The sequence below is a fragment of the Planktotalea sp. genome, assembly GCF_050633725.1.
Lineage (GTDB): Bacteria > Pseudomonadota > Alphaproteobacteria > Rhodobacterales > Rhodobacteraceae > Planktotalea.
In genome coordinates this window covers 61,967-86,510 of sequence record NZ_JBOEHB010000003.1, presented here as the reverse complement: position 1 = coordinate 86,510, position 24,544 = coordinate 61,967, and the positions used below count along the sequence as shown (strand labels likewise).

Annotated in this window: 20 protein-coding genes and 1 tRNA gene; 15 read left to right on the top strand and 6 right to left on the bottom strand. The window is 55.1% G+C overall.

Translation table 11 applies throughout. From position 1 onward, the window contains the following. Genes ACRBCU_RS04015 through ACRBCU_RS03990 form a run of 6 tightly spaced genes read left to right on the top strand, consistent with a single transcriptional unit; the run spans position 1 to position 7,148 of the window. A complete protein-coding gene (locus ACRBCU_RS04015; RefSeq protein WP_431364080.1) occupies positions 1 to 2,082 on the top strand; it encodes an alpha-galactosidase in 2,082 nt (693 codons plus the stop codon). Between the two features lie 46 nt (positions 2,083 to 2,128). Beyond that, complete coding sequence (locus ACRBCU_RS04010) at positions 2,129 to 2,893, top strand: SDR family NAD(P)-dependent oxidoreductase (RefSeq protein ID WP_431364079.1); 765 nt, start codon at positions 2,129 to 2,131, stop codon at positions 2,891 to 2,893. Next, positions 2,890 to 3,795: a 2-dehydro-3-deoxygalactonokinase gene (locus ACRBCU_RS04005; RefSeq protein ID WP_431364078.1), complete on the top strand. Its 906-nt coding sequence runs from the start codon at positions 2,890 to 2,892 to the stop codon at positions 3,793 to 3,795. The genes ACRBCU_RS04010 and ACRBCU_RS04005 overlap by 4 nt, the downstream gene beginning before the upstream one ends. 13 nt (positions 3,796 to 3,808) lie before the next feature. Beyond that, positions 3,809 to 4,414, top strand: coding sequence for a 2-dehydro-3-deoxy-6-phosphogalactonate aldolase (locus tag ACRBCU_RS04000; RefSeq protein ID WP_431364077.1), 606 nt, complete (start codon positions 3,809 to 3,811; stop codon positions 4,412 to 4,414). Next, complete coding sequence (locus ACRBCU_RS03995; RefSeq protein WP_431364076.1) at positions 4,411 to 5,244, top strand: SMP-30/gluconolactonase/LRE family protein; 834 nt, start codon at positions 4,411 to 4,413, stop codon at positions 5,242 to 5,244. Before ACRBCU_RS04000 ends, ACRBCU_RS03995 begins: the two co-directional genes overlap by 4 nt. Then, positions 5,241 to 7,148: a beta-galactosidase gene (locus ACRBCU_RS03990; RefSeq protein ID WP_431364075.1), complete on the top strand. Its 1,908-nt coding sequence runs from the start codon at positions 5,241 to 5,243 to the stop codon at positions 7,146 to 7,148. Before ACRBCU_RS03995 ends, ACRBCU_RS03990 begins: the two co-directional genes overlap by 4 nt. Before the next feature lie 141 nt (positions 7,149 to 7,289). Here ACRBCU_RS03990 and katG read toward each other — a convergent pair whose 3' ends face one another. After that, on the bottom strand, positions 7,290 to 9,488 hold the full coding sequence (katG, locus tag ACRBCU_RS03985; RefSeq protein WP_431364074.1) for a catalase/peroxidase HPI: 2,199 nt from the start codon (positions 9,486 to 9,488) through the stop codon (positions 7,290 to 7,292). A 149-nt stretch (positions 9,489 to 9,637) separates the two neighbouring features. Between katG and ACRBCU_RS03980 the strand changes: the two genes are divergently transcribed. From ACRBCU_RS03980 to ACRBCU_RS03965, 4 genes are all read left to right on the top strand, one after another. Next, the gene (locus tag ACRBCU_RS03980; RefSeq protein WP_431364073.1) at positions 9,638 to 10,552 is read left to right on the top strand and encodes a LysR substrate-binding domain-containing protein; all 915 of its coding nucleotides are present in this window, start codon (positions 9,638 to 9,640) and stop codon (positions 10,550 to 10,552) included. A gap of 292 nt (positions 10,553 to 10,844) precedes the next feature. Then, positions 10,845 to 11,210, top strand: a complete 366-nt coding sequence (locus tag ACRBCU_RS03975; RefSeq protein WP_431364072.1) for a hypothetical protein — start codon at positions 10,845 to 10,847, stop codon at positions 11,208 to 11,210. Between the two features lie 144 nt (positions 11,211 to 11,354). Further along, the gene (locus tag ACRBCU_RS03970) at positions 11,355 to 12,260 is read left to right on the top strand and encodes an MBL fold metallo-hydrolase (RefSeq protein ID WP_431364071.1); all 906 of its coding nucleotides are present in this window, start codon (positions 11,355 to 11,357) and stop codon (positions 12,258 to 12,260) included. Positions 12,261 to 12,662: 402 nt separating this feature from the next. Continuing rightward, entirely contained in the window at positions 12,663 to 13,034 is a 372-nt protein-coding gene (locus tag ACRBCU_RS03965) for a hypothetical protein (RefSeq protein WP_431364070.1), read from the top strand. Positions 13,035 to 13,170: 136 nt separating this feature from the next. Here the strand turns inward: ACRBCU_RS03965 and ACRBCU_RS03960 are convergent, their stop codons facing one another. The 5 genes from ACRBCU_RS03960 to pdxH form a co-directional block, all read right to left on the bottom strand. Then, complete coding sequence (locus ACRBCU_RS03960) at positions 13,171 to 16,848, bottom strand: vitamin B12-dependent ribonucleotide reductase (RefSeq protein WP_431364069.1); 3,678 nt, start codon at positions 16,846 to 16,848, stop codon at positions 13,171 to 13,173. A gap of 625 nt (positions 16,849 to 17,473) precedes the next feature. Further along, positions 17,474 to 17,550 (bottom strand) — tRNA-Pro (locus tag ACRBCU_RS03955). A gap of 48 nt (positions 17,551 to 17,598) precedes the next feature. Continuing rightward, positions 17,599 to 18,045: a DUF192 domain-containing protein gene (locus tag ACRBCU_RS03950; RefSeq protein WP_431364068.1), complete on the bottom strand. Its 447-nt coding sequence runs from the start codon at positions 18,043 to 18,045 to the stop codon at positions 17,599 to 17,601. A 29-nt stretch (positions 18,046 to 18,074) separates the two neighbouring features. Then, positions 18,075 to 18,596, bottom strand: a complete 522-nt coding sequence (locus tag ACRBCU_RS03945; protein WP_431364067.1) for a cold-shock protein — start codon at positions 18,594 to 18,596, stop codon at positions 18,075 to 18,077. 119 nt (positions 18,597 to 18,715) lie between these two features. Next, positions 18,716 to 19,321 carry a pyridoxamine 5'-phosphate oxidase gene (pdxH, locus tag ACRBCU_RS03940; protein ID WP_431364066.1) on the bottom strand — a complete coding sequence of 202 codons (606 nt, stop codon included), beginning with the start codon at positions 19,319 to 19,321 and terminating at the stop codon, positions 18,716 to 18,718. Positions 19,322 to 19,472: 151 nt separating this feature from the next. On the opposite strand from pdxH, the gene fabI reads away from it, so the two are divergent. From fabI to ACRBCU_RS03915, 5 genes are read left to right on the top strand one after another with little or no spacing between them, the layout of a single operon-like run. Continuing rightward, complete coding sequence (fabI, locus tag ACRBCU_RS03935) at positions 19,473 to 20,279, top strand: enoyl-ACP reductase FabI (protein WP_431364065.1); 807 nt, start codon at positions 19,473 to 19,475, stop codon at positions 20,277 to 20,279. 6 nt (positions 20,280 to 20,285) lie between these two features. After that, on the top strand, positions 20,286 to 20,888 hold the full coding sequence (locus ACRBCU_RS03930; protein ID WP_431364064.1) for a LysE family translocator: 603 nt from the start codon (positions 20,286 to 20,288) through the stop codon (positions 20,886 to 20,888). A gap of 20 nt (positions 20,889 to 20,908) precedes the next feature. Then, complete coding sequence (gene gpt, locus ACRBCU_RS03925) at positions 20,909 to 21,427, top strand: xanthine phosphoribosyltransferase (RefSeq protein ID WP_431364063.1); 519 nt, start codon at positions 20,909 to 20,911, stop codon at positions 21,425 to 21,427. Next, positions 21,428 to 22,630 carry an aminotransferase gene (locus ACRBCU_RS03920; RefSeq protein ID WP_431364062.1) on the top strand — a complete coding sequence of 401 codons (1,203 nt, stop codon included), beginning with the start codon at positions 21,428 to 21,430 and terminating at the stop codon, positions 22,628 to 22,630. It abuts the gene before it with no gap. 54 nt (positions 22,631 to 22,684) lie between these two features. Further along, positions 22,685 to 24,532: a peptidyl-prolyl cis-trans isomerase gene (locus tag ACRBCU_RS03915; protein ID WP_431364061.1), complete on the top strand. Its 1,848-nt coding sequence runs from the start codon at positions 22,685 to 22,687 to the stop codon at positions 24,530 to 24,532. Positions 24,533 to 24,544: the final 12 nt, after the last annotated feature.

Genomic DNA, 24,544 nt, shown 5'->3' with positions numbered 1-24,544 from the left:
ATGCAACATTGGAGATTAGATTGCAGCCGCCAGACTTTGGTTCTGGCAGCGACGGGCGCGCGACTGCCGCAAGTGGTCTATTGGCGCGCGCCTTTGCCGCTGGGCGAGGATCTGGAAACGATCCGCGCCGCCCATGCGATTGATGTGACGGGCGGCATGCTGGACGAGAACCCCGATCTTAGCATCTGCCCCGAAGCTTCGCGCACCTTCCCGGGCCAGCCAGGCATGATCATCCGCTCTGAAAATGGCACTCCCTTGCTGCCGAAGTTCTGCTTTGAGAGCGATCACGCCAGCAAGGGCGCACTAACCCTTGTTTACCGCGACGCCGCGCATGGGCTGAGCTATACGGCAACCTTCCAGATCGAGCCGCTCACCCATATCATCACCGCGAAAGCCAGCCTTGATGCGGACGCGCCGATCCATCTGCATTGGCTCTCTGCGCCTGTCTTCCCCGCCTCCCAACAAAGCGCGGAGATGATCGATTTCGCAGGCCGCTGGTGCGGGGAGTTCCAACCCAACAGAACCGCTTGGTCCGCTGGCATACGCATGCGTGAGAACCGCACGGGGCGAACGGGGCACGAACATTTCCCTGCATTGATCGTGCCTGAAGCTGGCGCAACCAATACGCAAGGGGCAGCGCACGCGTTCCACTACGGTTGGTCAGGCGGGCACAAAATGATCGCCGAAGAGCTGCCCGATGGACGCCGTCAAATCCAGTTCGGCCATGCGCCGCGCGTGGAAGCAAACGCAGGCACGCATTTCTCTTCCGCCCCGCTCTATGCTGTCTATTCATCGGATGGTTTAAACGGCTGCGGCGTCTCCTATCAGCGACATTTACGCGATCACATCGTGACTTTCCCCCAGCCCGATCGCGCCCGCCCCGTGCATTATAATTGCTGGGAAGCGGTCTATTTCGATCACAAACTGGATGTCCTGAAAGACATCGCAGACCGCGCCGCCAACCTTGGCGCAGAGCGGTTTGTTCTTGACGATGGCTGGTTCGGCCAGCGCGATGACGACACCACTTCGCTGAGCGATTGGAAAGTCGATCCGCGCAAATACCCTGACGGTCTCGGCCCGCTGATTGATCACATTCACAGTCGCGAGATGTCCTTTGGCATCTGGTTCGAGCCTGAGATGATCAACCCCGACAGCGATCTGCACCGCGCCCATCCTGATTGGGCTTTAGGCGGTGAGGATCAAACGCTAGGGCGTCAACAAAAAGCGCTCAACATGGCGCTGCCAGAAGTGCGTGATTTCATTTACAACCGTATGGCCGCGATCCTGTCGAAATATCCAATCGACTACATCAAGTGGGACCATAACCGCGTGCTGCCTGCCCCCGATGCGGCGCAAACTCGTGGTTCCTATGCGCTCATCGACCGTTTGCGCGCAGATTTCCCGATGGTTGAAATAGAAAGCTGCGCCTCTGGCGGCGGGCGTATCGATTTTGGCATTCTCTCGCGCACCCAGCGCGTTTGGCTTTCCGATAGCAACGACGCGCTAGAGCGCCTGCGCATGCAGCACGATGCGGCGCTCTTTCTGCCTATGGTCGTCACTGGATCACACGTCGGGCCGCGCCATTGCCATACCTCGGGGCGTACGCTTGATATCAGCTTGCGCGCATGGGTCGCCGCCCAGCGCCATATGGGGTTCGAAATGGATCCGCGCGAGCTGACGGAGCACGAAGTCACAGTTCTCAAAGACGTCACGAGCTGGTGGAAAGCCAACCGCAACTGGCTGGAGCGCGCCGATATCCTGCGTCTCGACAGCCCCGATCCAGCGGTAATCGCGGAACAGCAATTAGCCGAGGATGACACGCGATTTGTGATCTTCGCGGGTAAAGCTGCCACCTCAGCGCAAATCGCCCCGCGCCCGCTGCGCGCAACGCGGCTTGATCCCGATGCAAACTATGACATCTGTTTGCTGAACAAAGCCACCGCCCCTGCGCTGTCACGAGGTACCCCGATCCTAAGGGAACAGGCGATCACCGTTTCTGGCAGCTACCTCATGCATCACGGCATAACCCTTCCTTGGAATTTCCCAGACACACTCTGGGTGATAGAAGGACGCAAGTTGTGACCCTCTCCCTCGCCAACACACTCGACCCAACAAAGGAGCGCAAGATATGAGCGCGACATTCCCAGAGCTCAAAGACGCATCGGTGTTTATCACCGGAGGTGGCAACGGAATCGGCGCGGCTTTGAGCGAAGGATTGCTTGCTCAAGGTGCGCGCGTGGCCTTTGTTGGACGCTCTGATGCGCGCGCGTTTTGTGATGACATGGAGGCAAAACACGGCAATCGCCCTCACTTCATACAATGTGATATCACGGATATAGCCCGTCTGAAGAACGCAATGAACGAGGCCAGCGAGCGTCACGGCCCTATTACAATACTCATCAACAACGCCGCCAATGATAAGCGCCATGACTTGGCTGAAATAGACGAAGACTTCTATACTTGGATGATGGACATCAACCTTAAAGCCTATGTCTTTGCCTGCCAGCATGTCGCGCCAATGATGGCGGCTGCGGGCGGAGGCTCGATCATCAACTTCACCTCGATTTCCTATATGATGGGGAATGCCGGTTATCCGCTATACACAGCCGCAAATTCGGGGATCAACGGTTTGACTCGCTCTTTGGCACGTGATCTTGGCAGCGAAAACATTCGTGTGAACGCTCTGGCTCCGGGCTGGGTTCTCACGCAAAAACAGAAAGATCTGTGGGTGACAGAAGACGGACTAGCGGCGCATTTAGAACGCCAATGCCTGAAAGATCCGCTCGCGCCAGCCGACATTGTTGGCGGCGTGCTATTTCTCGCATCTAACCTGAGCCGTGCTATGACGGGGCAATCTCTCGTCATTGATGGCGGCGTCGTGGTGACAGGATGAGCCAGAACACATCAATCAAACCCGCTTGGATCGGCGTCGATTGGGGCACTACCAATCTGCGCGCTTATGCTATGACTGAACAGGGCGAGCTGCTGGACGAATGCTGCTCTGAACAGGGCATGTCGTCTTTGGAGCCATGCGCGTATGAAGCTGCTCTGCGCAGCCTTATTGCCCATTGGGACTTGCCAAATCCTTGCACAATTGTCGCCTGCGGTATGGTCGGCTCGCGGCAAGGATGGCAAGAAGCCCCCTACCGCGCAGTTCCTTGCACCGCCGGAACCGATAGCCCTGTCCGCGTCAATCACAGTGGAAATGACCTGAATGTCTGGCTGATACCGGGCGTAAAGCAAAACGATCCAGCGGACGTTATGCGGGGGGAAGAAACGCAGATCGCAGGATTTCTAGCGCTCAATGATGATTGGGATGGCGTGATTTGCTTGCCCGGAACCCACTCGAAATGGGTCCATGTCAGCGCTGGTGAGATCGTTAGTTTCCGAACCTTTATGACGGGAGAAGTGTTCCAAGCGATCAGTACGCAAACTGTGCTCAAGCATTCACTTAGCGGCGAGGACTGGGACCACGCTGCTTTTGAAACAGCATTGTCTGACACGCTGTCACGACCTGAAAACCTCGGTAGCACGCTCTTTTCCTTGCGGGCCTCAGACCTGCTGCATGGGCAATCCTCTGGCACGGCGCGCGCGCGTCTATCAGGATGTTTGATAGGTGCGGAATTGGCCGCAGCCAAACCTTACTGGCTCGGTCAACGGATTGCGATTATTGGAAATGATCGGCTCTGCGATCTTTACAGTTTTTCACTTTCGCAGCAGGGTATACAAGCAGAGCGATCTGAGGCAGGCGCAATTACACGCGCAGGCTTAGTCGCTGCTTATCTTTCTCTCTGAAGGAAACACATTTATGAGCCGACCATTGATCGCCATTTTGCGTGGCGTAACTCCTATTGAAGTCAAAGACATTGCCAGCGCGATTATAGACGCAGGTATACGGCGTATCGAAGTTCCAATGAACTCGCCAAATGCACTTAAATCCATTGAAATATTGGCTAAAACCTTTGGTTCTGTCGCCCAGATTGGCGCTGGTACTGTGTTGCAGGTCGAAACTGTGATTGCCGTGGCAAAAGCAGGCGGGCAATTGATCGTATCGCCCAATGCAGACACCCAAGTAATCGCCGCCACCAAGCTTGCAGGACTGGATAGCTACCCTGGCGTTATGACACCAACAGAGTGCTTTGCCGCGCTAGGCGCTGGTGCAGATGGGCTGAAAATATTCCCAGCTTCACTGTTGGGTGTCAGTGGCCTCAAAGCCATTCGTGCGGTCTTGCCTGTTGGGACGCAAGTTTACGCCGTTGGCGGCGCGGATCATACGAATTTTGCTGAATGGATGGCCGCCAGCGCAGACGGGTTTGGCATTGGTTCTGCGCTTTATAAACCGGGTTTTACCGCTGGCGAAGTTGGCGAGCGCGCGCGCATGATGGTTGCCGCCTTTGACGAGGCCAGCGCATGATTTTTGATGATAGAGCCTGTAGGCTCGGTGAAGGACCGCTATGGCATCCTTTGCGCAAAGAATTGTTCTGGTTCGACATAAACGCATGCAAAATCCATACCAAGGCAAAGAGTTGGTCATTCAAACTTAGCGTCTCTGCAGCGGGCTGGATCAATCGCTCAACGCTGTTGGTCGCGTCCGAAGTTGGCTTGCACCTGTTCGAAATCGGCACTGGCTCGCTGAGCGATCCCATAACGCTGATCGAAGCGGATCAGCCTGAAACACGTTCCAACGACGGGCGCGCGGATCCATGGGGCGGGTTCTGGATCGGCACAATGGGAAAAGGGGCAGAGTTTGGCGCTGGCGCTATCTATCGCCATTTCAAAGGCGAGACGCGTAAACTTGTTGCCGACGTGAGCATTTCCAACGCGATATGTTTCACACCTGATCATCAGTATGCTCATTATACTGACACCCTCACAAAGCAGGTGATGCGCGTGCCTCTTGATCCTCTGAATGGCTGGCCACAAGGCGCAGCCGAAGTCTGGCTAGATCTTAACGACGTTGGCCTTAATCCAGATGGTGCGGTTGTCGACGCCTCAGGCACCTTCTGGGTCGCGCTTTGGGGGGCCTCTTGTGTGAATGGATATGCGCCTGACGGCTCACTTGTCGCAAGCCATCCGATCGACGCACGCCATGTAAGCTGCCCTGCGTTTGGCGGCGATGATCTAAGCGATCTTTACGTGACATCGGCAACGCAGGACATACGGGGCGAACTCGCAAACAACGGCAAAACCTTTTGCTTGCCTCAGATCGCAAAAGGTCAGCAGGAACATCAGGTTATGCTATGAAGCGCACATTAGGGGTTTGCTATTATCCAGAGCATTGGTCCGAGGAACGTTGGGCAATCGACGCAGCACAAATGATCGAAGCGGGTCTCACTTGGGTGCGCGTTGGTGAGTTTGCATGGTCACGACTAGAGCCAACATCGGGCGATCTACAACTCGATTGGCTCGCGCGCGCGATAGATACCTTGGGTGCAGCAGGCTTGCAGCTCATCCTTGGCACACCGACCGCCACGCCGCCGCGCTGGATGCTCGACAAACACCCCGATATGCTTGCGGTTGACGCAGAGGGGCGCGCGCGAGGATTTGGCTCTCGCAGGCACTACTGCTTTTCCCATGTTGGTTATTTGGAGGAATGCCGCCGCATCACGCGCATCCTTGCAAAGCGCTTTGGTGACAATCCATATGTAACCGCTTGGCAGACTGACAATGAATATGGCTGCCATGACACAACCGTCAGCTACTCCCAATCCGCCACCCTCGCGTTTCAAGCGTGGTGTGCGAAGCGCTATCAAACCCCTGAGGCTTTGAACGCTGCATGGGGCAATATATTCTGGTCAATGGAATATGATCGCTTTGATCAGATCGGTCTGCCGAACCTCACCGTAACCGAAGCCAACCCCGCACATGTGTTGGCATTCAGGCGGTTTTCATCGGATCAGGTCGTTGCCTTCAACCGGGCGCAAACCGAAATCCTGCGCGGATTTACCAAAGCTCCTTTGATCCACAATTATATGGGGCGCGTCACTGACTTTGATCATTACGCAGTCGGGGATGATCTCGATATTGCCTCTTGGGACAGCTATCCGATTGGCTTTTTGTCCGATCGCTTAGAAGGGACACTGGAACATAAAGCGCGCTTTATGCGTCAAGGTGACCCTGACATGCAGGCGTTTCACCATGACCTTTATCGCACCGTTGGCAAAGGCCGCCTTTGGGTGATGGAGCAGCAACCCGGTCCAGTGAACTGGGCCCCCTATAACCCTGCCCCGCTTGCTGGAATGGCGCGACTGTGGGCGTGGGAAGCCTTTGCACATGGCGCAGAGTCCGTGCTCTATTTCCGCTGGCGACAAGCGCCCTTTGCCCAAGAACAAATGCACGCAGGGCTGTTGCGTCCAGACGGCGAACCTGCTCCTGCCCTGAGCGAAGCCAAACACGTGGCAGAAGAGCTGGCTGAGCTGCCAAACGTTGACACTGCAAAAGCCAAGGTCGCTTTGATCTTCGATTACCCGTCTTGCTGGGCTTGGGAGACCCAACCCCAAGGCGCGGATTTCGATATGTTCCGCCTTGCATTCGAAACCTATCGCGCCGCACGCGCGCTGGGATTGTCGCTCGATATCATTGCGGCCGATGCCGACTTAGAGGGCTACGATCTGGTTCTCGCGCCCGGCTTGCTAGAATTGCCAGAGACCCTGAATACCTATCAAGGCATCGCTTTAATCGGGCCTCGCACAGGTTCAAAAACTGGTGAAATGAGTATCCCAACGCCGATGGGCCCAAACATTACCAGCATTGATTGCGTCACCGCGCGCGTCGAAAGCATCCCGCCACACGCGCGTATTCTTTTGCAAGAGCGCGGCGCATTCAAACATTGGTTCGAGCACCTAAATGGCAGCGCCGCCGTTAAGACCCGCACTCTGGATGGCGCTCCTGCAATAATGTTTGCAGGCGGGCTGCATTACATAGCCGGCTGGCCCGATGCCGAGACTTATATCGATATTATCGAAGATCTGGCGACACAGGCAAATATCGAAACCCAGCGGCTACCTGACGGTTTGCGCTGCCGCGACGCAAATGATCAGCGGTTTTGGTTTAACTACTCCCCTGACGACATCACTTATATGGGTACAACAATCAAAGCCGCTGATCTGCATATCGAACCACTCACCAGCCTATCGCCGCACGCCTAGCCTTCCTCTCTCGAAAAATATCCTCGGGGGTCTGGGGGTGAAACCCCCAGCGGATCGGATCGCGCAAGCGATCGGAAACCGACAAAAAGAAAAGGCCAGCACGATGTGTACTGGCCCAATCAATCTCATGTAATCAACAGGTTACGCCAGATCAAAGCGATCTGCATTCATCACCTTGCTCCAGGCCGCTACGAAATCAGCGACGAATTTCTCGCCTGCATCGGCACTTGCATAAACCTCGGCCACAGCGCGCAGTTCAGAGTTAGAGCCAAACACAAGATCAACCCGCGTCCCAGTCCAGCGCTTAGCGCCCGTTTTGCGATCCTTGCCCTCGAACAAGTCTTCATCACTGGAAAGCGGTGACCAGACCGTGTCCATGCTCAACAGGTTCACAAAGAAGTCGTTGCTCAGCGTGCCAGCACGATCCGTAAGCACACCGTGATCAGAGCCGTCAAAGTTCGCGCCAAGCGCGCGCATTCCGCCAACAAGAACCGTCATCTCGGGCGCGGTCAGCCCCAAAAGCTGTGCTTTATCAACCAGCAACGCCTCGGCCGACACGGTGTAGCGCGCCTTAGAGTAGTTGCGGAAACCGTCGGCTTGTGGCTCAAGCACCGCGATACTTTCAACGTCCGTCTGCTCGGCGCTAGCGTCCATGCGGCCCGCAGTGAACGGCACTTCAACCGAGTTTCCCGCAGCTTTCTCAATCGCCGCGCTGCCCGCAAGGACGATCAGGTCCGCCATTGACACTTTCGTGTCACCCTTTGCGTTAAACGCCGCTTGGATACCCTCAAGCGCCGCCAAAACCTTGCTTAGTTGCGCAGGGTTATTTGCCTCCCAGCCAATTTGCGGCTCAAGACGAACGCGCGCGCCATTGGCACCGCCGCGCTTGTCGGACCCACGGAAGGTAGACGCAGAAGACCAAGCTGCAAGAACCAGTTCTTGAACAGAAAGGCCTGTCGCGAGAATGTCAGCTTTCAGCGCCGCAATATCTGCCGCATTCACCAGCGGGTGATCCACTGCTGGAATCGGGTCTTGCCAGACAAGGTCTTCGTCAGGCACCAACGCGCCAAGATACAGCGACTTCGGCCCCATATCACGGTGTGTCAACTTGAACCAAGCACGTGCAAAGGCATCTGCGAAATCGTCGGGGTTTGCATGGAAGCGGCGCGAAATCACCTCATAAGCAGGGTCCATGCGCATTGCCATATCGGCTGTGGTCATCATGATCGGAACGCGTTTGCCCGAACCATCAACTTCAGGTGCGTGATTTTCTTCTTTTAAATCAATTGCATGCCAAATTTGTGCACCTGCTGGCGACTTGGTCAATTCCCACTCGTACCCGAAGAGTACGTCGAAAAAGCCCATGTCCCACTGAATCGGGTTCGGTGTCCACGCGCCTTCAACACCAGAAGATGTCGTATGAACGCCAACGCCGCTTTCAAAGCTATTGGCCCAGCCTAGACCCTGCGCATGGATCGGTGCCGCTTCCGGCTCTGGTCCAACCAGATCAGGATTACCAGCGCCATGTGCTTTGCCAAATGTGTGACCCCCTGCGACCAAGGCCACGGTTTCTTCATCGTTCATACCCATGCGGCCAAAGGTGTCACGAATGTCAAAGCCAGAGGCAACGGGATCGGGGTTTCCGTCTGGTCCTTCTGGATTCACATAAATCAGACCCATTTGAACAGCGGCAAGCGGGTCTTCTAACTCGCGCTCACCAGAGTATCGGCTATTTTCGCCGCCACTGGTTTGAAGCCATTCCGCCTCTTCACCCCAATATATATCTTGCTCAGGCTCCCACGTATCGGCGCGGCCACCGGCAAACCCGAAGGTTTCAAGGCCCATTGATTCAATGGCCGCATTACCCGCAAGGATCATCAAGTCAGCCCAAGACAGTTTGCGCCCATATTTGGCTTTCACAGGCCAGAGCAAGCGACGGGCTTTATCGAGCGAGACGTTGTCTGGCCAGCTATTCAGTGGCGCAAAACGTTGTGAGCCGGATGTCGCGCCGCCGCGGCCGTCGCCCGTGCGATAGGTGCCCGCGCTGTGCCATGCCATGCGAATGAAGAAAGGGCCGTAATGGCCATAATCCGCAGGCCACCACTCTTGGCTATCGGTCATCAGCGCATAAAGGTCTGCGCGCACAGCTTCGAGATCAAGGGATTTGAACTCTTCCGCATAGTCGAAATCGTCGCCCATCGGATCAGACAGGTTGGATTTTTGGCTTAGGATGCGTAGGTTTAGCTGTTCAGGCCACCAATCACGGTTACTGCGTGTGCTCGCTGTCGCCGCATGTAAAACGGGGCATTTGCCTGCTTGAGATACGTTGTTGCCGTCCATGTCTGTTCTCCCGATAGAGTTATTTCTGTAAAACCGAATTGGACGTCACTGGCGGCAAGACCGACGCGTCCAACGATTCTTAGTCAGGCTAACAGAGCCAATCCATAGTTTACATTTGCATATTTTCATCCATCTGATAATTTTTCATTATGAGTGAACTTACCCTAAAACAGCTCCGCTATTTCGAAGCCGTTGCGCGTCATGGCCACTTTGGGCGCGCGGCCTCTGTATGTGCAATTTCGCAGCCAGCCATTTCGGTGCAAATAAAAGAGATGGAGCAAACCTTGGGCGCGCCGCTGTTCGAACGCGGCGCGCGGCAGGTTCGGCTAACCCGAGTTGGCGAAGACCTCATAACGCGCGCACGCGCGATACTGGGCGAAGTGGATCAACTTATCGACATTGCGCGCGCCTCCAACGGGCAATCCCTGGCGCGTCTACGGCTGGGCATTATTCCGACAATTGCGCCCTATTTGCTCCCGTCCTTGATTGGCGCGCTGAAACAGCAAAGCCCCGCGCTCGACCTTCATGTGCGCGAAACGCTGACCCCTAAGTTGCTGCATGAATTGGCCGACGGAAAGATCGACGCGGCAATCCTTGCCCTGCCCGTTTCCGAGCCGAGCCTATTCGAAGCCCCCCTTTTCAGCGAAGATTTCGTACTGGTGCGCCCGGCCCAGCAAGCGAACGAGCCGGTGCCCGACGGCGAGGCTCTGCTGAAAATGCGTCTTTTGTTGCTTGAGGAAGGACATTGCTTTCGCGATCAGGCTTTGGCCTTTTGCAATGTAAACACCGCGCTTCCACGCGACGGATTGGATGGCAGCTCGCTCACCACTTTGGTGCAAATGGTGAGCGCTGGCATCGGCGTGACCCTTATTCCCGAAATGGCAATCCCTGTTGAAACCCCTGCCGCAGAGGTTTGCGTGTCTGCCTTTCCAACCCCTGCCCCGACACGGCAGATCGGCATGGTCTGGCGCAAAAGCAATCCACTTGCCGCGCATTTCACCCAAATCGCTGACATCGTTCGCGAGCTTCAGATTAAGCGCAGGGTAACGCCGACACAGTCCTGAACTGAGCGCGGCGCGAGGTAAGGGACGTTTCAACAGGGCGATTCTAACCCTGTTCTTACGCTCGCGCTCGCCCCAGAATTGAAAGCGGCTGAATACGCATGAACGTTGTCCTCTCATCACCAACTTTGCTTTTTTCGTTTGAATCGGCAGGTTTATGGATTTTGCATGACTTTGCGCCTCGCAATCGGAAGACGAATGGCCAATCGGGGAAGTCAGTCAATATTTTCCCATAAAACACAACCACTTAACCCCTACCCTTAGAAGCGTAATGTGTAACAAGTAAGGAACCATCATGACAAAGTTTGCGTTTGCGATCGCCGGCTTGGCGCTATGCGCTGCCACAGTTTCATCCCCCGCCTTTGCAGGCGGCGAGGCGCGGGTGTTACGCATCGTTCCAGGACTTTGCGAGGACTTTAAAGGCACGCTGAAAACCTGGGCCAGCGGGATCAAGGGCCATGGTGCCTATGCGCTTCCGATTGCGCCGCGCTCGATGAACCTAAGTTGCGATAACCCTGGCCCGATTGTGCCTGTTGGCCAGTCCTACGGTTTTGACAACATGTTTGAAGCAGAGCAGGCCGCGCTCAATTATTGCGAAGAACACAAGCCAACTGGATTTTCTGACTGCCTCATTGTCGCGCGCTCATTGCCGACCAAATAAGCGGTAACGCCTGCAAAAGAGAACGCGCAGCAGCGCGTTTTCGCCCCGCGACCCAGCCCGAATTGGCACGCGCGGATAAAAGCGACTTGAACCAAACCCGCTTTCCCATCACATTCGTAAAAACGAATATTGGGAGGTTGGATCATGATTACACGTCGTTCACTACTTGCGCAGGGCGCAGCAAGCGCGGCGTTGCTCGCAGCCCCCAAATTGGCCCTTGCGGAAATTTCCCTTGGCAGCGCGACACTGACGACCGTTAGCGATGGCTCGCTGTCTTTGCCGGGCAGTTTTGTGACCGGCAACCTGCCTGACTCTGCCACTGACATCATCAAAAGCTATGGCCTGAGTACCGAAACATATACGCCAGAGTGCAACGTAACCCTTTACCGCGACGGCACGAACACCGTTTTGTTTGACGTCGGCTCTGGCCCTGACTTCATGCCAAACGCGGGCGATCTATTTGATAGCCTTGATGCGGCAGGGGTCGCGCTGGAAGACATCACCCATGTCGTCTTTACCCACGCGCACCCAGATCATATCGGCGGTTTGCTTGATGATTTTGACGACTTGATGCTGCCCGATGCCTCCTATCATATGGGACGCGCGGAATGGGATTACTGGTGGGATCCAGAAACCGTAAACACGATTGGCGAGGCGCGTGCCAGCTTTGCGGTTGGCGCCAAGCGTCGTTTGGAAATGCTTGAAGATCAGATAAACTTCTTTGATGCGGGGGATGAAATCCTGCCTGGTATCGCCGCGATCGCAACATACGGACATACACCTGGCCATATGGGCTTTGAGGTTCGCCAAGGATCACAAAGCGCAATGGTTGTGGGCGATGCGATTGGCAACCATCACGTAGCGTTTCACCACCCCGAATGGGCGAGCGGCTCGGATCAGGATGCAGAAACGGGTATAAACACGCGCAAGATGCTGATGGACCGTATGGCCAATGAGCAGATGACGATCGCAGGTTTTCATTTGCCAAACGGCGGAATTGGCCGGGTCGAAGCAAAGGATGGCGCGTATCGTTTCGTCTCTGAAAGCTAAGCGCATTCGCTTTAAGCATGCGAATCTCTAAACAGCTGTGGCAAACGAGGCCTGCTTTTGCGCTTGCCTCATTTGCTCAGAACTAGCCGAATTTTGTTTCCAAGACCGCGACAATAAAATGTGCGGTCTCGGGTGGCGTTTGGGCGCCCCATCGCCGCATCGCGCCAGAAACGGGGTGAAGGGTTCACCCCCCAAGCAGAAACAACTCTATGACTTTATGTGGTTTTTGGAAAAATCACGCCCCTGACCGACCTTTTGAACAGACGATACAGAATACGCGCCACCAGCTCTCTCGCTCGCTATTATCGACGAATGCTCGGAAACAATTACCTTGTTTTTCTTGCCGCTCGCACAAAGCTTAACGCATCCTATCCTTATTAACGATTTATTAAGGAAGAATTGATGCACAAACCTCTCACAATTGCCCTCACACTATCACTTTGCGCCCTAGGGCTTGCGACAACTGCATCTGCAGGCGGCGCCAAAGCCAAACGGGGGATGTCTATTCACAACACCATTTGCCCAGCATCGGCACCCTCGTTGCGCGCATGGGCGCGCTCTACGTCGGGATACGGTTCATTCGCAGCACCTTATGTAGCAGGCAACAAAGGCGGATCTTGTGATAGCTACATCGGGTACTTTCCGACGAGCCAATCCTATGGTCACAAAGACAGCTGGGTTGCGGATCAGGCAGCCCTTAGCCACTGCGAAGCGCGCAAACCTGCTGGCTTTACGGGATGCACGATCGTCGCCCGTAGTTATCCAATCAAGTAACGAATAAAAAGGGGAGGCCAAAAGGCCTCCCAGTGTTCGCAAACTCAAGCTCATCGTTATCACCGCTCGGAATATTTTTTGCCTGCGGCCTGGAATGCGTCAGAGGCCCCCTCAAGGGCCTCGTGACCGAATTTTTTTAGCTACAACCGGATGTCCCGCCGCAGGTGTTGCACTTCATGCAGGTGCCGTTGCGCACGAGCGTGTAGTTGCCACACTCCCCGCAAGCTTCGCCTTCATAGCCCTGCATTTTCGCCTTGGTACGGGCATCCATAGTGACGTTGCCGCTCGCCATGGCCGTTGTCGTCGTTGAGGTCGCAACCGCTGCGGTGCTGACTTCTGGCACCAGCGTTTGCAGCGCTGCAACTGGATCGGCAGAGCCACTCAGCGCAACCGCCCCCGCTTGACCGCCCTGGAGAACGACTAGTTCCTGCGGGAGGCGCTTGCGTAGGTACCCTGTGGAGCTGATCTGCTTCAGCACTTCCAAGGAATTATTCGCCGCTGTTTCGCTCAGCTCGGAGACGTTGCTCACGCCTTCTTCCGCGCCGCGACCGAGGTCATCGAAAGATGCGCCTTCGGGTTTGACGTGGGCCAAATCCGTGCGGTCCAGATAGGACACGGCGAGTTCGCGGAAGATATAGTCAAGGATCGACGTTGCATTCTTGATGCTGTCGTTGCCCTGAACCATGCCCGCTGGCTCAAACTTGGTGAAGGTGAAGGCGTCCACGAACTCCTCCAGCGGCACGCCATACTGGAGGCCAACAGACACCGCGATGGCGAAGTTGTTCATCATCGCGCGGAAGCCTGCGCCCTCTTTGTGCATGTCGATGAAAATCTCGCCAAGCTGGCCGTCTTCATATTCGCCCGTGCGCAAGTAAACCTTGTGACCACCCACAACCGCCTTTTGCGTATAGCCTTTGCGGCGCTCTGGCATTTTTTCGCGGTGCGATTTGACGATCTCTTTGACGATGACCTTTTCGACGATCTTCTCTGCGAGAACCGCTGCTTTTTCCTGAATGGAACCGCTTTCCAGCGTTTCCGCCGCTTCGTCGTCGTCCTCAACCAAGGCCGCTGCGAGAGGCTGGCTCAGTTTGGAGCCATCACGGTAAAGCGCGTTGGCTTTGATGCCGAGGGACCAAGACAGCTCATAGGCTTTCTGGCAGTCTTCAATGGTTGCATCATTCGGCATGTTGATCGTTTTGGAGATCGCGCCAGAGATGAACGACTGCGCCGCGGCCATCATGTGGATGTGGCTATCGACGGACAAGAAACGCTTGCCCTTCTTGCCGCATGGGTTGGCGCAATCAAAGATGCTCAGATGCTCTTCCTTGAGGAACGGAGCGCCTTCCAGAGTCATTGTTCCGCAAACGTGATCGTTCGCCGCGTCGATGTCCGCTTTGGAATAGCCAAGGTGCTTGAGCAAATCGAAGGTCGGATCGTTCAGCTTTTCGCTTGGGATGCCGAGGATGCCTGTGCAAAACTCTTCGCCCAGCGTCCACTGGTTGAAGACGAAACGGATATCAAAGGCAGATGCGAGCGCGGCGTCGATTTTCGCCAGCTCATTCGCGCCAAAGCCGTGACCGACAAGCGATGTGTGGTTGATGCCCGGCGCATTGCCGATGGAGGCGTGACCAACCGCGTAAGAGACGATCTCTTCGATCTGGGCAGAGCCGTAACCAAGGTTCTCAAGCGCCGCAGGAACAGATTGGTTGATGATTTTGAAGTAACCACCGCCTGCGAGTTTCTTGAATTTCACCAGCGCGAAGTCTGGCTCGATCCCTGTGGTGTCGCAATCCATCACGAGGCCGATGGTGCCTGTCGGTGCGATCACAGAAACCTGCGCGTTGCGGTAGCCGTGCTTTTCACCCAAGGCCAGCGCTTCGTCCCATGAGGACATCGCGAGTTTGGTGAGATCCGCGTCAGGTGAGTTCACCAGATCGAGCGGCACGGGCTTGATTTCAAGACCTTCATAGCCCTCTGTCGCGCCGTAAGCCGCGTTGCGGTGGTTGCGCATGACACGCAGCATGTGGTCTGCGTTTTTCGCGTGGCCCGGGAAGGCACCCAGCTCGCCCGCCATTTCAGCGGAGGTCGCATAGGAGACACCCGTCATAACAGCCGTCAGCGCGCCGCAAAGCGCGCGACCCTCGTCGCTGTCATAAGAGTGGCCCATGTTCATCAAGAGGCCACCGATGTTGGCATAGCCAAGACCCAGCGTGCGGAAATCATAAGAACGCTGCGCGATTTCCTTAGACGGGAACTGCGCCATCATCACGGAGATTTCCAGCGTCACTGTCCAAAGACGTGTTGCGTGCACATACTCTTCCGCTTGGAATTTGTTGTCCTTGTAGAACTTGAGCAAGTTCATCGAGGCCAAGTTACAGGCCGTGTCGTCAAGGAACATATACTCGGAGCACGGGTTGGAACCGCGAATTTCGCCGTCCTCAGGGCATGTGTGCCATGCGTTGACCGTGTCGTGATACTGAATGCCCGGATCAGCGCAGGCCCATGCGGCGTGGCCGATGTCTTCCCACAGATCGCGTGCCTTGATGGTTTTGGCGACGCTGCCATCGGTGCGGCGGATCAGTTCCCAATCGCCGTCCGCTTCGACCGCTTTCAGGAAGCTATCCGTGACGCGCACAGAGTTGTTGGAGTTCTGGCCAGAGACAGACGCATAGGCCTCTGAATCCCAATCCGTGTCATATGTCGGGAATTCGATGGATGCATAGCCCTGCTTTGCGTAATCCAGAACACGCTTCACATATGTCTCGGGGATCGCCGTTTTCTTGGCACCGCGAATAGCGCTTTTCAGCTGCTCGTTCTTCTTAGGATCGACCGCATCCTCGGAGGAGCCATCCCAAGCGCGGATCGCTTTGAAGATCTCGTTCAGGTGCTCTTCGTGCATCTTGGAGCCAGCGACGATAGAGGCAACTTTCTGCTCTTCCTTCACCTTCCAATTGATGAACTCTTGAATATCAGGGTGGTCCGCATCGCAGATCACCATTTTCGCGGCGCGGCGCGTTGTGCCGCCGGATTTGATCGCGCCCGCTGCGCGGTCACCAATCTTGAGGAAACCCATCAGGCCGGAGGACTTGCCTCCGCCTGAGAGCTGCTCACCGTCGGCACGCAGGGAGGAGAAGTTCGTGCCGGTTCCGGAGCCGTACTTGAAGAGACGGGCTTCGCGGACCCAAAGGTCCATGATGCCGCCGTCCCCTACAAGGTCGTCAGAGACAGATTGGATAAAGCAGGCGTGTGGCTGTGGGTGCTCATAGCTGGACGCGGATTTGGTCAGCTCTTTGGTCTGGTAGTCCACATAGTAGTGACCCTGCGCAGGTCCGTCGATGCCGTAAGCCCAGTGCAGACCTGTGTTGAACCACTGCGGGGAGTTCGGTGCGGCGCGCTGCGTGGCCAGCATAAAGCGCATTTCGTCGTAGTATGTCTTTGCGTCTGCCTCGGTGGTGAAATAGCCACCCTTCCAGCCCCAATAGGCCCATGCGCCTGCGAGACGGTCGAACACTTGCTTGGAGGAGGTTTCACCAGAAAAGCCGTCGTTGTCTTTGGCTGGCTCAGAGCGCCACAAGAACTCGGGTACGTTCTTTTCTTTGACCTTAGCGAGTTTGTTAGGAACGCCCGCTTTACGGAAATACTTTTGCGCGATCACATCAGAGGCGACCTGCGACCAGCTGTTCGGGACTTCTACGTTATCAAGCTTGAAAACGATTGAGCCATCCGGATTACGGATTTCCGAGCTCGTCGTTACAAAATCAAGCGAATTATAAGCGTCTTGACCTGCCTTGGTAAAATGTCTGCTGATCTTCATGTTCGTAGCCTTCCCCGTCGCCGTGAGCGAATTCATTGCCTGCGCCTGCGCGCCTCGTGCGAGTTATCGGACAAAACTTCCCTGATCAGGCCCTTTGCAACCAAAAGGCACGCTAACACACGCTGAAGTGAAGCCTGTGCAACTGTCAAATCTAAGAGAACTTTTTGCCACTATATGTTGTGGCTTTCCTGCCCCGCACCCCAAACTGGCGCAAAATCCTGTGTTGGGTCAACGGATTTATTTACGACGAAGTGATGTTTTTTGCGTTGACCCGCGCTTCATTTTTGAGGCGCGCGAAACGAGCACTGATTCAGATAAACCCCGAACATTGCGCCTCAAATACAGCTTAAAGTTAAAAACCTTTGTTTGCGGCAGGTTTAGCACGGCTCACTCATTCAGAACGCGAAGATTCATTACTTAAACGTTAATATGATTTTGACTGGCTGGTAAAAAATCTAAAATGCAAAATGTTGCATACATACCATATCCACCACACCCTGCCCCACCATTGCTTGTGGATATGTGCAGTGATTGTGTGGATAAACAGAGAAGCGTCTAGATGTAGTAGATCGCGGCACTGGAACACCAATGAACCCGAATTCAACTGATACTGAGATGTGGAAAATGGTCGGGACGGCAAGATTCGAACTTGCGACCTACGGTACCCAAAACCGTCGCGCTACCAGGCTGCGCTACGCCCCGACTGACGCGGTATCTAGCGATGTCTTTCGGGGATGAAAAGCCCGAAAATCACTCTTTGCACGGAATTAATGCAGGACCGCCCAAAAAGGCCGAATGCTGAAGCGCATCACCGACTTGAAACCCATATATTTCACTGAGTCCGCCGTTAATTTCGAGAACGGCGAAAATATCATCACCACCTGGAATCGGCGTTTCATCATGGGGAATCGCATTTGAGTGGATATGTTGGATGCGCCCTGTGCGATCGACAAAGATCATATCGAGGGGAATCAGCGTGTTCTTCATCCAGAACGCGACAGTGCCCGGCCGCTCAAAGACAAACAGCATGCCAGCGGATCGCGCCAAAACTTCGCGATTCATCAGCCCCTGCGCGCGCTCGCCAGCGTCATCCGCAAGTTCGATCATGAACTGGGCTTCGCCAAACCCGCCTTTAACTAAGACCTGGTCATCTTTGCATTGCGCAAATGCGGACGTTGCTCCAGCAAGAAAACCCACCAGAGCAACTCCAAGTTTAAGGGTCTTGCTTAGTTCAATGCTGCTTCCCACGCGTTCACCTCAACTGCCATGAGGCCACGTTTACCATCGATTACCCGAATGGCCAACGCTTCGCCCGGCGCAAGATCAGCAAGACCAGACCGACGCAAGACTTCGACGTGAATAAACACATCCGCATCTGAACCAAAGACATTGGCGAAACCAAAGCCTTTTCCTTTATCAAACCACTTCACGCGCGCTGCTTGCAATTCAATCGAGCTTAATTGCTCAGGATCAAAATCTTCAAGATCAGGCAAGAGTGGACGATCATCACTTATTGGCGGTTCAATTGAAAGAACTTCAATTGCCTGAACCCCGCGATCGGTCTTCTGCGTTAATATCTCAACAGCGGCACCATCTGCCACAGAGTTCTGGCCGAAATTGCGCAGAACGTTAGCGTGCAGCAAAACATCTGCACCACCGTCTTGCGCCACAACAAACCCAAACCCTTTGGCCGGATCAAACCATTTGACGACACCGCTCAAGGCGGTCGTCGTCTCTTCATCATTCATTCTACTGCCTCGTGTTTAGTGCCTCATCCCTAGCAATTATGTGATGCAATTCGCCCCCACTTGGCAAGGATTAAAAAACCATTAAAATCAGACAGATATCATTTCACGTCGCGTGAAATTCATGGATTTAGACGCGAAATATCCCAAGAACCACCCGCATCAGAACGACGCCACACGAAGCGATCATGCAGGCGAAACGCGCCGTCAGCCCAAAACTCGATCTCGCCTGGGGTAATACGATACCCACCCCAAAATGGTGGGCGCTTTGGATTTGGTCCATGCTTGGCGGTGACTTTTGCCACTTCAGCGACAAGGGCTGCGCGCCCGCTTAGAGGGCGTGATTGCTGACTTGCCCACGCGCCAAGACGACTTTTGAGAGAACGGGAATTATAATAGGAATCCGCTTGCGGCCCGTCTTCACGAGTCACAGTTCCACGCACTCGAATTTGGCGGCGCATTGATTTCCAGTGAATTACAAATGCGGCTTTTCCAGCCTGTTCAATTTCGCCAGCCTTTGCGCTTTCATAATTCGTATAAAAAACAAACGCGTCTTTCTCGATATCTTTTAATAGAACCATTCGCGCGTTTGGCAGACCATCTTTATCAACGGTGGATAAGGCCATCGCGTTGGGGTCATTGATCTCGCTCTCTTGCGCTTCGGCAAGCCATTCCTTCGCAATGACGAACGGATCTTCGCCCGCAAACTTTCCGCTTCTATCGCTCATATTGTTCCCCGATCTTGCTGCCGCCTGGACACACCCTCAGCGCTTAGGCCAAGTTTCCAAGGCAAACAAGGCTACGCAGCGGTCCAAAAGCTTGATGCCTATGTTCCATTGGCCTAAAGACAAACCAACGCATAAAACTGGAGCTTTTAATATGTCCAACTCACTAATGGCTGGAAAACGCGGCCTGATCATGGGCTTAGCCAATGACAAATCCATCGCTTGGGGCATTGCAAAAGCCTGTGCGGACGCAGGCGCAGAGCTCGCATTTTCCTACCAAGGAGATGCGTTGAAAAAACGCGTTGATCCGCTTGCGGCGCAGCTTGGCAGCGATTTCGTCGTGCCTTGTGATGTGAGCAGCGAAGAATCAATGGACCAATTGTTCGCAGAAATCGAAAAGCGCTGGGGTTCGATTGATTTTGTGGTTCACGCGATTGGCTTCTCCGACAAGAGCGAGCTGCGTGGGCGTTATGTGGACACCTCGCGCGACAACTTCACAATGACGATGGACATTTCGGTCTATTCCTTCACCGCGATCATGCAGCGCGCTGAGAAGTTGATGAACGAAGGCGGCAGCGCCATCACCCTGACCTACTATGGCGCTGAGCGGATCATGCCACACTATAACGTCATGGGCGTTGCTAAAGCGGCGCTGGAAGCTTCTGTGCGCTATCTTGCGGAAGACCTCGGCAAAGACGGTATTCGCGTCAACGCAATCAGCGCGGGCCCGATCAAAACGCTCGCGGCTTCTGGCATCGGCGATTTCCGCTACATTATGAAGTGGAACGAATACAACAGCCCGCTGCGCCGCAATGTAACGACTGAGGACGTGGGTAAATCCGCGCTCTATCTGCTGAGCGATCTTGGCTCTGGCGTCACAGGCGAAACGCATCACGTGGATGCGGGTTATCATGTCGTCGGCATGAAGGCGGTTGATGCGCCGGATATGTCCAAGGATTAAAGGACAATGGAGCTGGCCCATATCATCGCGTTTAACGCGACCTTGCTGGCGGCAATCGCCAGCCCCGGGCCAGCCATGCTCTATTTCATTCGCACGACACTGGCGAGCGGACGTGCGATTGGGCTCTATACTGTCTGGGGTCTTGGCACGATGGCCGCCACATGGACCGCGTTGGCCTTTATGGGGCTTGATGTTGTCTTTGCGCTCTTTCCTTGGGCCTTTGTGGTTCTCAAAACCGTTGGTGCGCTCTATCTGATCTGGATCGCCTTTCAGACGTGGAAGCACGCCAAATCCCCTTTGGGCGAAGCCCCCACGCCCCCTGCCCGCGCCTTTCTTGGCGGCATGTTGGTCAATATGAGCAACCCGAAGTCGGTGCTCTTTTCCGCAGCCGTCATCATGGTGATCTTTCCGCAAAGCATGGGCTTCGCCGACAAGGCGCTGGTTGTGGCCAACCATTTGCTGATCGAGTTCATCGTCGGCTCTGCGCTGGTGCTTGCCTTCTCGACAAAACACGTCAGCGCAGGTTATCTGCGCGCCAAACCAATCTTTGATCGCATTGCAGCCTCTGTCTTGGGCCTTTTGGGCCTGCGTTTGCTGCTAAGCCGCTAAACTATTTTCGGAGAATTTCCATGACCGACCGTCTGCCACACGAAAAAGGGTTTCACGTAAGCTGGGACCAATTGCACCGCGATTCACGCGCGCTGGCGTGGCGCCTTGATGGCAAGGGGCCGGACAATGGCGAATGGAAAGCGGTTGTCGCAATCACCCGCGGCGGCATGGCCCCTGCGATGATCGTTGCGCGCGAGCTGGACATTCGCACTGTCGATACGGTTTCGGTCAAGTCCTACCATTCAGGCGGCGGCAAAGCCGATCAGCGCCGCGAAGCGCAGATCCTCAAAGCGCCTGACGCAGAAATGATGGGCGATGGCACAGGTATTCTGGTTGTCGATGACCTCGTTGATAGCGGCAAAACGCTGGAATTGGTGCGCAAGCATTACCCTAAAGCGCATTTTGCCTGCGTTTACGCAAAGCCAGCAGGCGAGCCGCAGACGGATACGTTCATCACAGGCGTATCACAGGACACTTGGATCTTCTTTCCGTGGGATATGGCACTACAATATGTAGAGCCTTATCGCGGACAAGACTAAATGAGCAGCTCAGCGACGCAAAAGACATTCGCGCCCCCTGTGATGGAGGCGCGGCGCTGGTTAGACGGCGTCGATTTTCCACCTGAGCGCCCTTTGATTAACGTAAGCCAAGCAGCGCCTGTTGATCTGCCACCCGAACCGCTGCGCCGCGCTATGGCCGATATCGCTCTGAACGAGCCGCAAGCACATCTGTATGGCCCCGTGTTGGGCCTGCCAGAACTACGGCGCGAAATCGCGGAGAGCTGGAGCGCGGCCTACGGCGCAAGTATCGCGCCAAGCCAAGTGGCGATCACATCTGGTTGCAACCAAGCCTTTGCCGCGAGCATCAGCGCCATAGCCGAAGAAGGCGACAACGTTCTTTTGCCCGCGCCTTGGTATTTCAATCACAAAATGTGGCTGGATATGGCAGGTGTTACAGCCATTGCCCTGCCCACCAACGCCAAACTGTTGCCCGACGTGGACGCTGCGCGCGAAAAGATCACCGAACGCACGCGCGCAATTTCACTGGTTACGCCCAACAATCCTGCGGGGGTCGAATACCCCGCCGATCTGGTTCTCGCGTTTTTCGAACTAGCCCAAGAGCATGGGATCAAGCTCATCGTCGATGAAACTTATCGCGACTTTCACAGCCAAACGGGTGCGCCGCACGCGCTATTTCAACAAGACAACTGGCAAGGCACCCTGATCCACCTTTATTCTTTCTCCAAGGCCTATCGTCTGACGGGGCACCGTGTTGGAGCCATTGTTACCTCGGCGAATGTTTTGGGAGAGGTTGAGAAGTTCCTCGACACCGTGAACATCTGCCCGAACCAAATGGCGCAATTTTCCGCGCTTTGGGGAATGCAAAACCTTGGCGACTGGCTTCGCGGTGAGCGGCTAGAAATCTTGAACAGACGCGCGGCGATTGAAGCGAACATGCCGATGCTCGCGGAAAAAGGATGGACCCTCAAAGGCTGCGGTGCTTACTTTGCTTACCTTGAGCATCCCTTTGAAATACCCTCGGATCAATTGGCGAAAACCTTAGTCAAGGACGCCAGTATCCTAGCCCTGCCGGGCACGATGTTCATGCCAGACGATGACCCTTCCGCAGCGCGGCATTTGCGCATTGCATTTGCCAACATAGACGCGAATGGGATTGCAAAATTGTTCACTCGATTAGCCGCATTGCGCTTCTCGCTTGCTCCCTCGCAGAGAGGCAAGTAAACCTGCCCAAACGCCGGTCTTAGCGGTGACTTATTCAAGAGGGTTGGGTGCATCATGGCCAAGCGCGGAAACACAGTTTCAAAGACACTAATCTGGATTTTGCTGGCCTTGCTGATTGTCGGGCTTGCCGGCTTTGGCGCAACTGGTCTTGGCGGCAATATCCGCACGATTGGCGCGGTTGGTGAAAAACCTATTTCAGTCGATCTATATGCACGCACCCTGCAAGACGATTTACGTGCCGTTTCGGCGCAAGCTGGACAAAACGTCCCCTTCGCAACAGCGCAAGCGCTTGGCATAGATCGTCAATCACTCTCTAAGGTGGTCACAACACGCGCACTTGATCACGAAACAGCAGAGCTGGGATTGTCCGTTGGGGATGTCCAACTCCAAAAGCAAATCTTGAGCATGAGCGCGTTTCAAGGTCTCAACGGCCAGTTCGATCGCGACTCCTACCGTTTTGCGCTCGAAAACGCGGGGCTTGGCGAAGCTGAATTCGAAGAAAGCCTGCGCGAGGAAGCGGCGCGCACGTTGGTGCAAGGCGCAATCCTGTCGGGCAACATGATGCCTGACACCTACGAGAACACGCTTGTTGCGTATATCGGCGAGCGCCGTAATGCGACCGTTGCACGCCTAACGGCCACGGACCTTGCCGAGCAAGTGGGCGCTCCGACGCCAGAGCAGCTAAAAGCCTATTACGATGAAAACATCGACAACTACACACTGCCGCAAACCAAGAAGATCACCTATTCTTGGCTATCTCCCGATATGATCGCAGATACCGTTGAGGTCGATGAAACGGCTCTCAAGGACGCCTATGACGAACGCAACGAAGAATTCAACAAACCAGAGCGCCGTTTGATCGAGCGTTTGGTGTATGGCGAGCAAGAAGCAGCAAGCTCTGCAAAGGCACAACTTGAAGCGGGCGGAATGACCTTCGAGTTACTTGTAGAAGATCGCGGCCTTGCGCTTTCCGATATTGATCTTGGCGATCTGACACAAAGCGAACTGGGCGACGCCGGAAGCGCAATCTTTGCTGCAAACACAGGCGATGTCGTTGGTCCTTTGCCAAGTGACCTTGGCCCTGCCCTGTTCCGCATCAACGGCGTACTCGCCGCGCAGTCCACGTCCTTTGAGGACGCGCGTGCGCAGCTAAAGGACGAACTGGCTGCCGACCGCGCCCGCCGCGTTGTGGAAGCCCAGATCAGCGATATTGACGACATGCTTGCGGGTGGCGCGACGCTAGAAGACCTCGCAAACGAAACAGACATGGAGCTTGGTCAAATCGACTGGTCCTCCGAAGCCGAAGACGGGCTTGCGGCATACGAAGCTTTCCGTTCTGCCGCAGCAGAAGTCACGCTTGAAGATTACCCAGAAGTCGCAGTTCTTGAAGATGGCGGTATCTTTGCGATGCGTCTCGACGAAGTGCTTGAGCCGCGCCCTCAGCCGCTGGAGGAGATCACAGAGCGTGTCACAACGGGTTGGCAAACCAAAGCAACCCGTGACGCGCTGCGCGCGGAAGCCGAAGCTTTGTTGCCACAGATCACAGCAGAGAGCGATTTTGCTGAGGTTGATTTGGAAAGCGAAACGCTGACTGAACTCACCCGCACGGGCTTTGTCGAAGCAATGCCGCCTGCTGCAATCCTCGCGCTTTTTGACGCTGAGCAAGGCACAACAGTGGTTGTTGATGACGTCAGCGATGTTTTGATCATTCGCCTTGATGAAGTGTTGCCTGCCGATGAAGACAGCGATGATATCAAAGCTGTTCGCGTGCGCTTGAACAACCAAGCAGCAAGCGCTGTGAGCCAAGACCTCTTCGAGGCTTTCGCGCGCGACATTCAACAACGTGCGGGCATTCAGCTTGATCAAAACGCGATCAACGCGGTGCACGCCAACTTTAACTGATCCATATAAAGG

Excerpts from the sequence above, each read along its gene's own strand:
- ACRBCU_RS04015 (WP_431364080.1), top strand. The coding sequence starts at position 1 with ATGCAACATTGGAGATTAGATTGCAGCCGCCAGACTTTGGTTCTGGCA.
- ACRBCU_RS04010 (WP_431364079.1), top strand. The coding sequence starts at position 2,129 with ATGAGCGCGACATTCCCAGAGCTCAAAGACGCATCGGTGTTTATCACC.
- ACRBCU_RS04005 (WP_431364078.1), top strand. The coding sequence starts at position 2,890 with ATGAGCCAGAACACATCAATCAAACCCGCTTGGATCGGCGTCGATTGG.
- ACRBCU_RS04000 (WP_431364077.1), top strand. The coding sequence starts at position 3,809 with ATGAGCCGACCATTGATCGCCATTTTGCGTGGCGTAACTCCTATTGAA.
- ACRBCU_RS03995 (WP_431364076.1), top strand. The coding sequence starts at position 4,411 with ATGATTTTTGATGATAGAGCCTGTAGGCTCGGTGAAGGACCGCTATGG.
- ACRBCU_RS03990 (WP_431364075.1), top strand. The coding sequence starts at position 5,241 with ATGAAGCGCACATTAGGGGTTTGCTATTATCCAGAGCATTGGTCCGAG.
- katG (WP_431364074.1), bottom strand. The coding sequence starts at position 9,488 with ATGGACGGCAACAACGTATCTCAAGCAGGCAAATGCCCCGTTTTACAT.
- ACRBCU_RS03980 (WP_431364073.1), top strand. The coding sequence starts at position 9,638 with ATGAGTGAACTTACCCTAAAACAGCTCCGCTATTTCGAAGCCGTTGCG.
- ACRBCU_RS03975 (WP_431364072.1), top strand. The coding sequence starts at position 10,845 with ATGACAAAGTTTGCGTTTGCGATCGCCGGCTTGGCGCTATGCGCTGCC.
- ACRBCU_RS03970 (WP_431364071.1), top strand. The coding sequence starts at position 11,355 with ATGATTACACGTCGTTCACTACTTGCGCAGGGCGCAGCAAGCGCGGCG.
- ACRBCU_RS03965 (WP_431364070.1), top strand. The coding sequence starts at position 12,663 with ATGCACAAACCTCTCACAATTGCCCTCACACTATCACTTTGCGCCCTA.
- ACRBCU_RS03960 (WP_431364069.1), bottom strand. The coding sequence starts at position 16,848 with ATGAAGATCAGCAGACATTTTACCAAGGCAGGTCAAGACGCTTATAAT.
- ACRBCU_RS03945 (WP_431364067.1), bottom strand. The coding sequence starts at position 18,596 with ATGAATGATGAAGAGACGACGACCGCCTTGAGCGGTGTCGTCAAATGG.
- pdxH (WP_431364066.1), bottom strand. The coding sequence starts at position 19,321 with ATGAGCGATAGAAGCGGAAAGTTTGCGGGCGAAGATCCGTTCGTCATT.
- fabI (WP_431364065.1), top strand. The coding sequence starts at position 19,473 with ATGTCCAACTCACTAATGGCTGGAAAACGCGGCCTGATCATGGGCTTA.
- ACRBCU_RS03930 (WP_431364064.1), top strand. The coding sequence starts at position 20,286 with ATGGAGCTGGCCCATATCATCGCGTTTAACGCGACCTTGCTGGCGGCA.
- gpt (WP_431364063.1), top strand. The coding sequence starts at position 20,909 with ATGACCGACCGTCTGCCACACGAAAAAGGGTTTCACGTAAGCTGGGAC.
- ACRBCU_RS03920 (WP_431364062.1), top strand. The coding sequence starts at position 21,428 with ATGAGCAGCTCAGCGACGCAAAAGACATTCGCGCCCCCTGTGATGGAG.
- ACRBCU_RS03915 (WP_431364061.1), top strand. The coding sequence starts at position 22,685 with ATGGCCAAGCGCGGAAACACAGTTTCAAAGACACTAATCTGGATTTTG.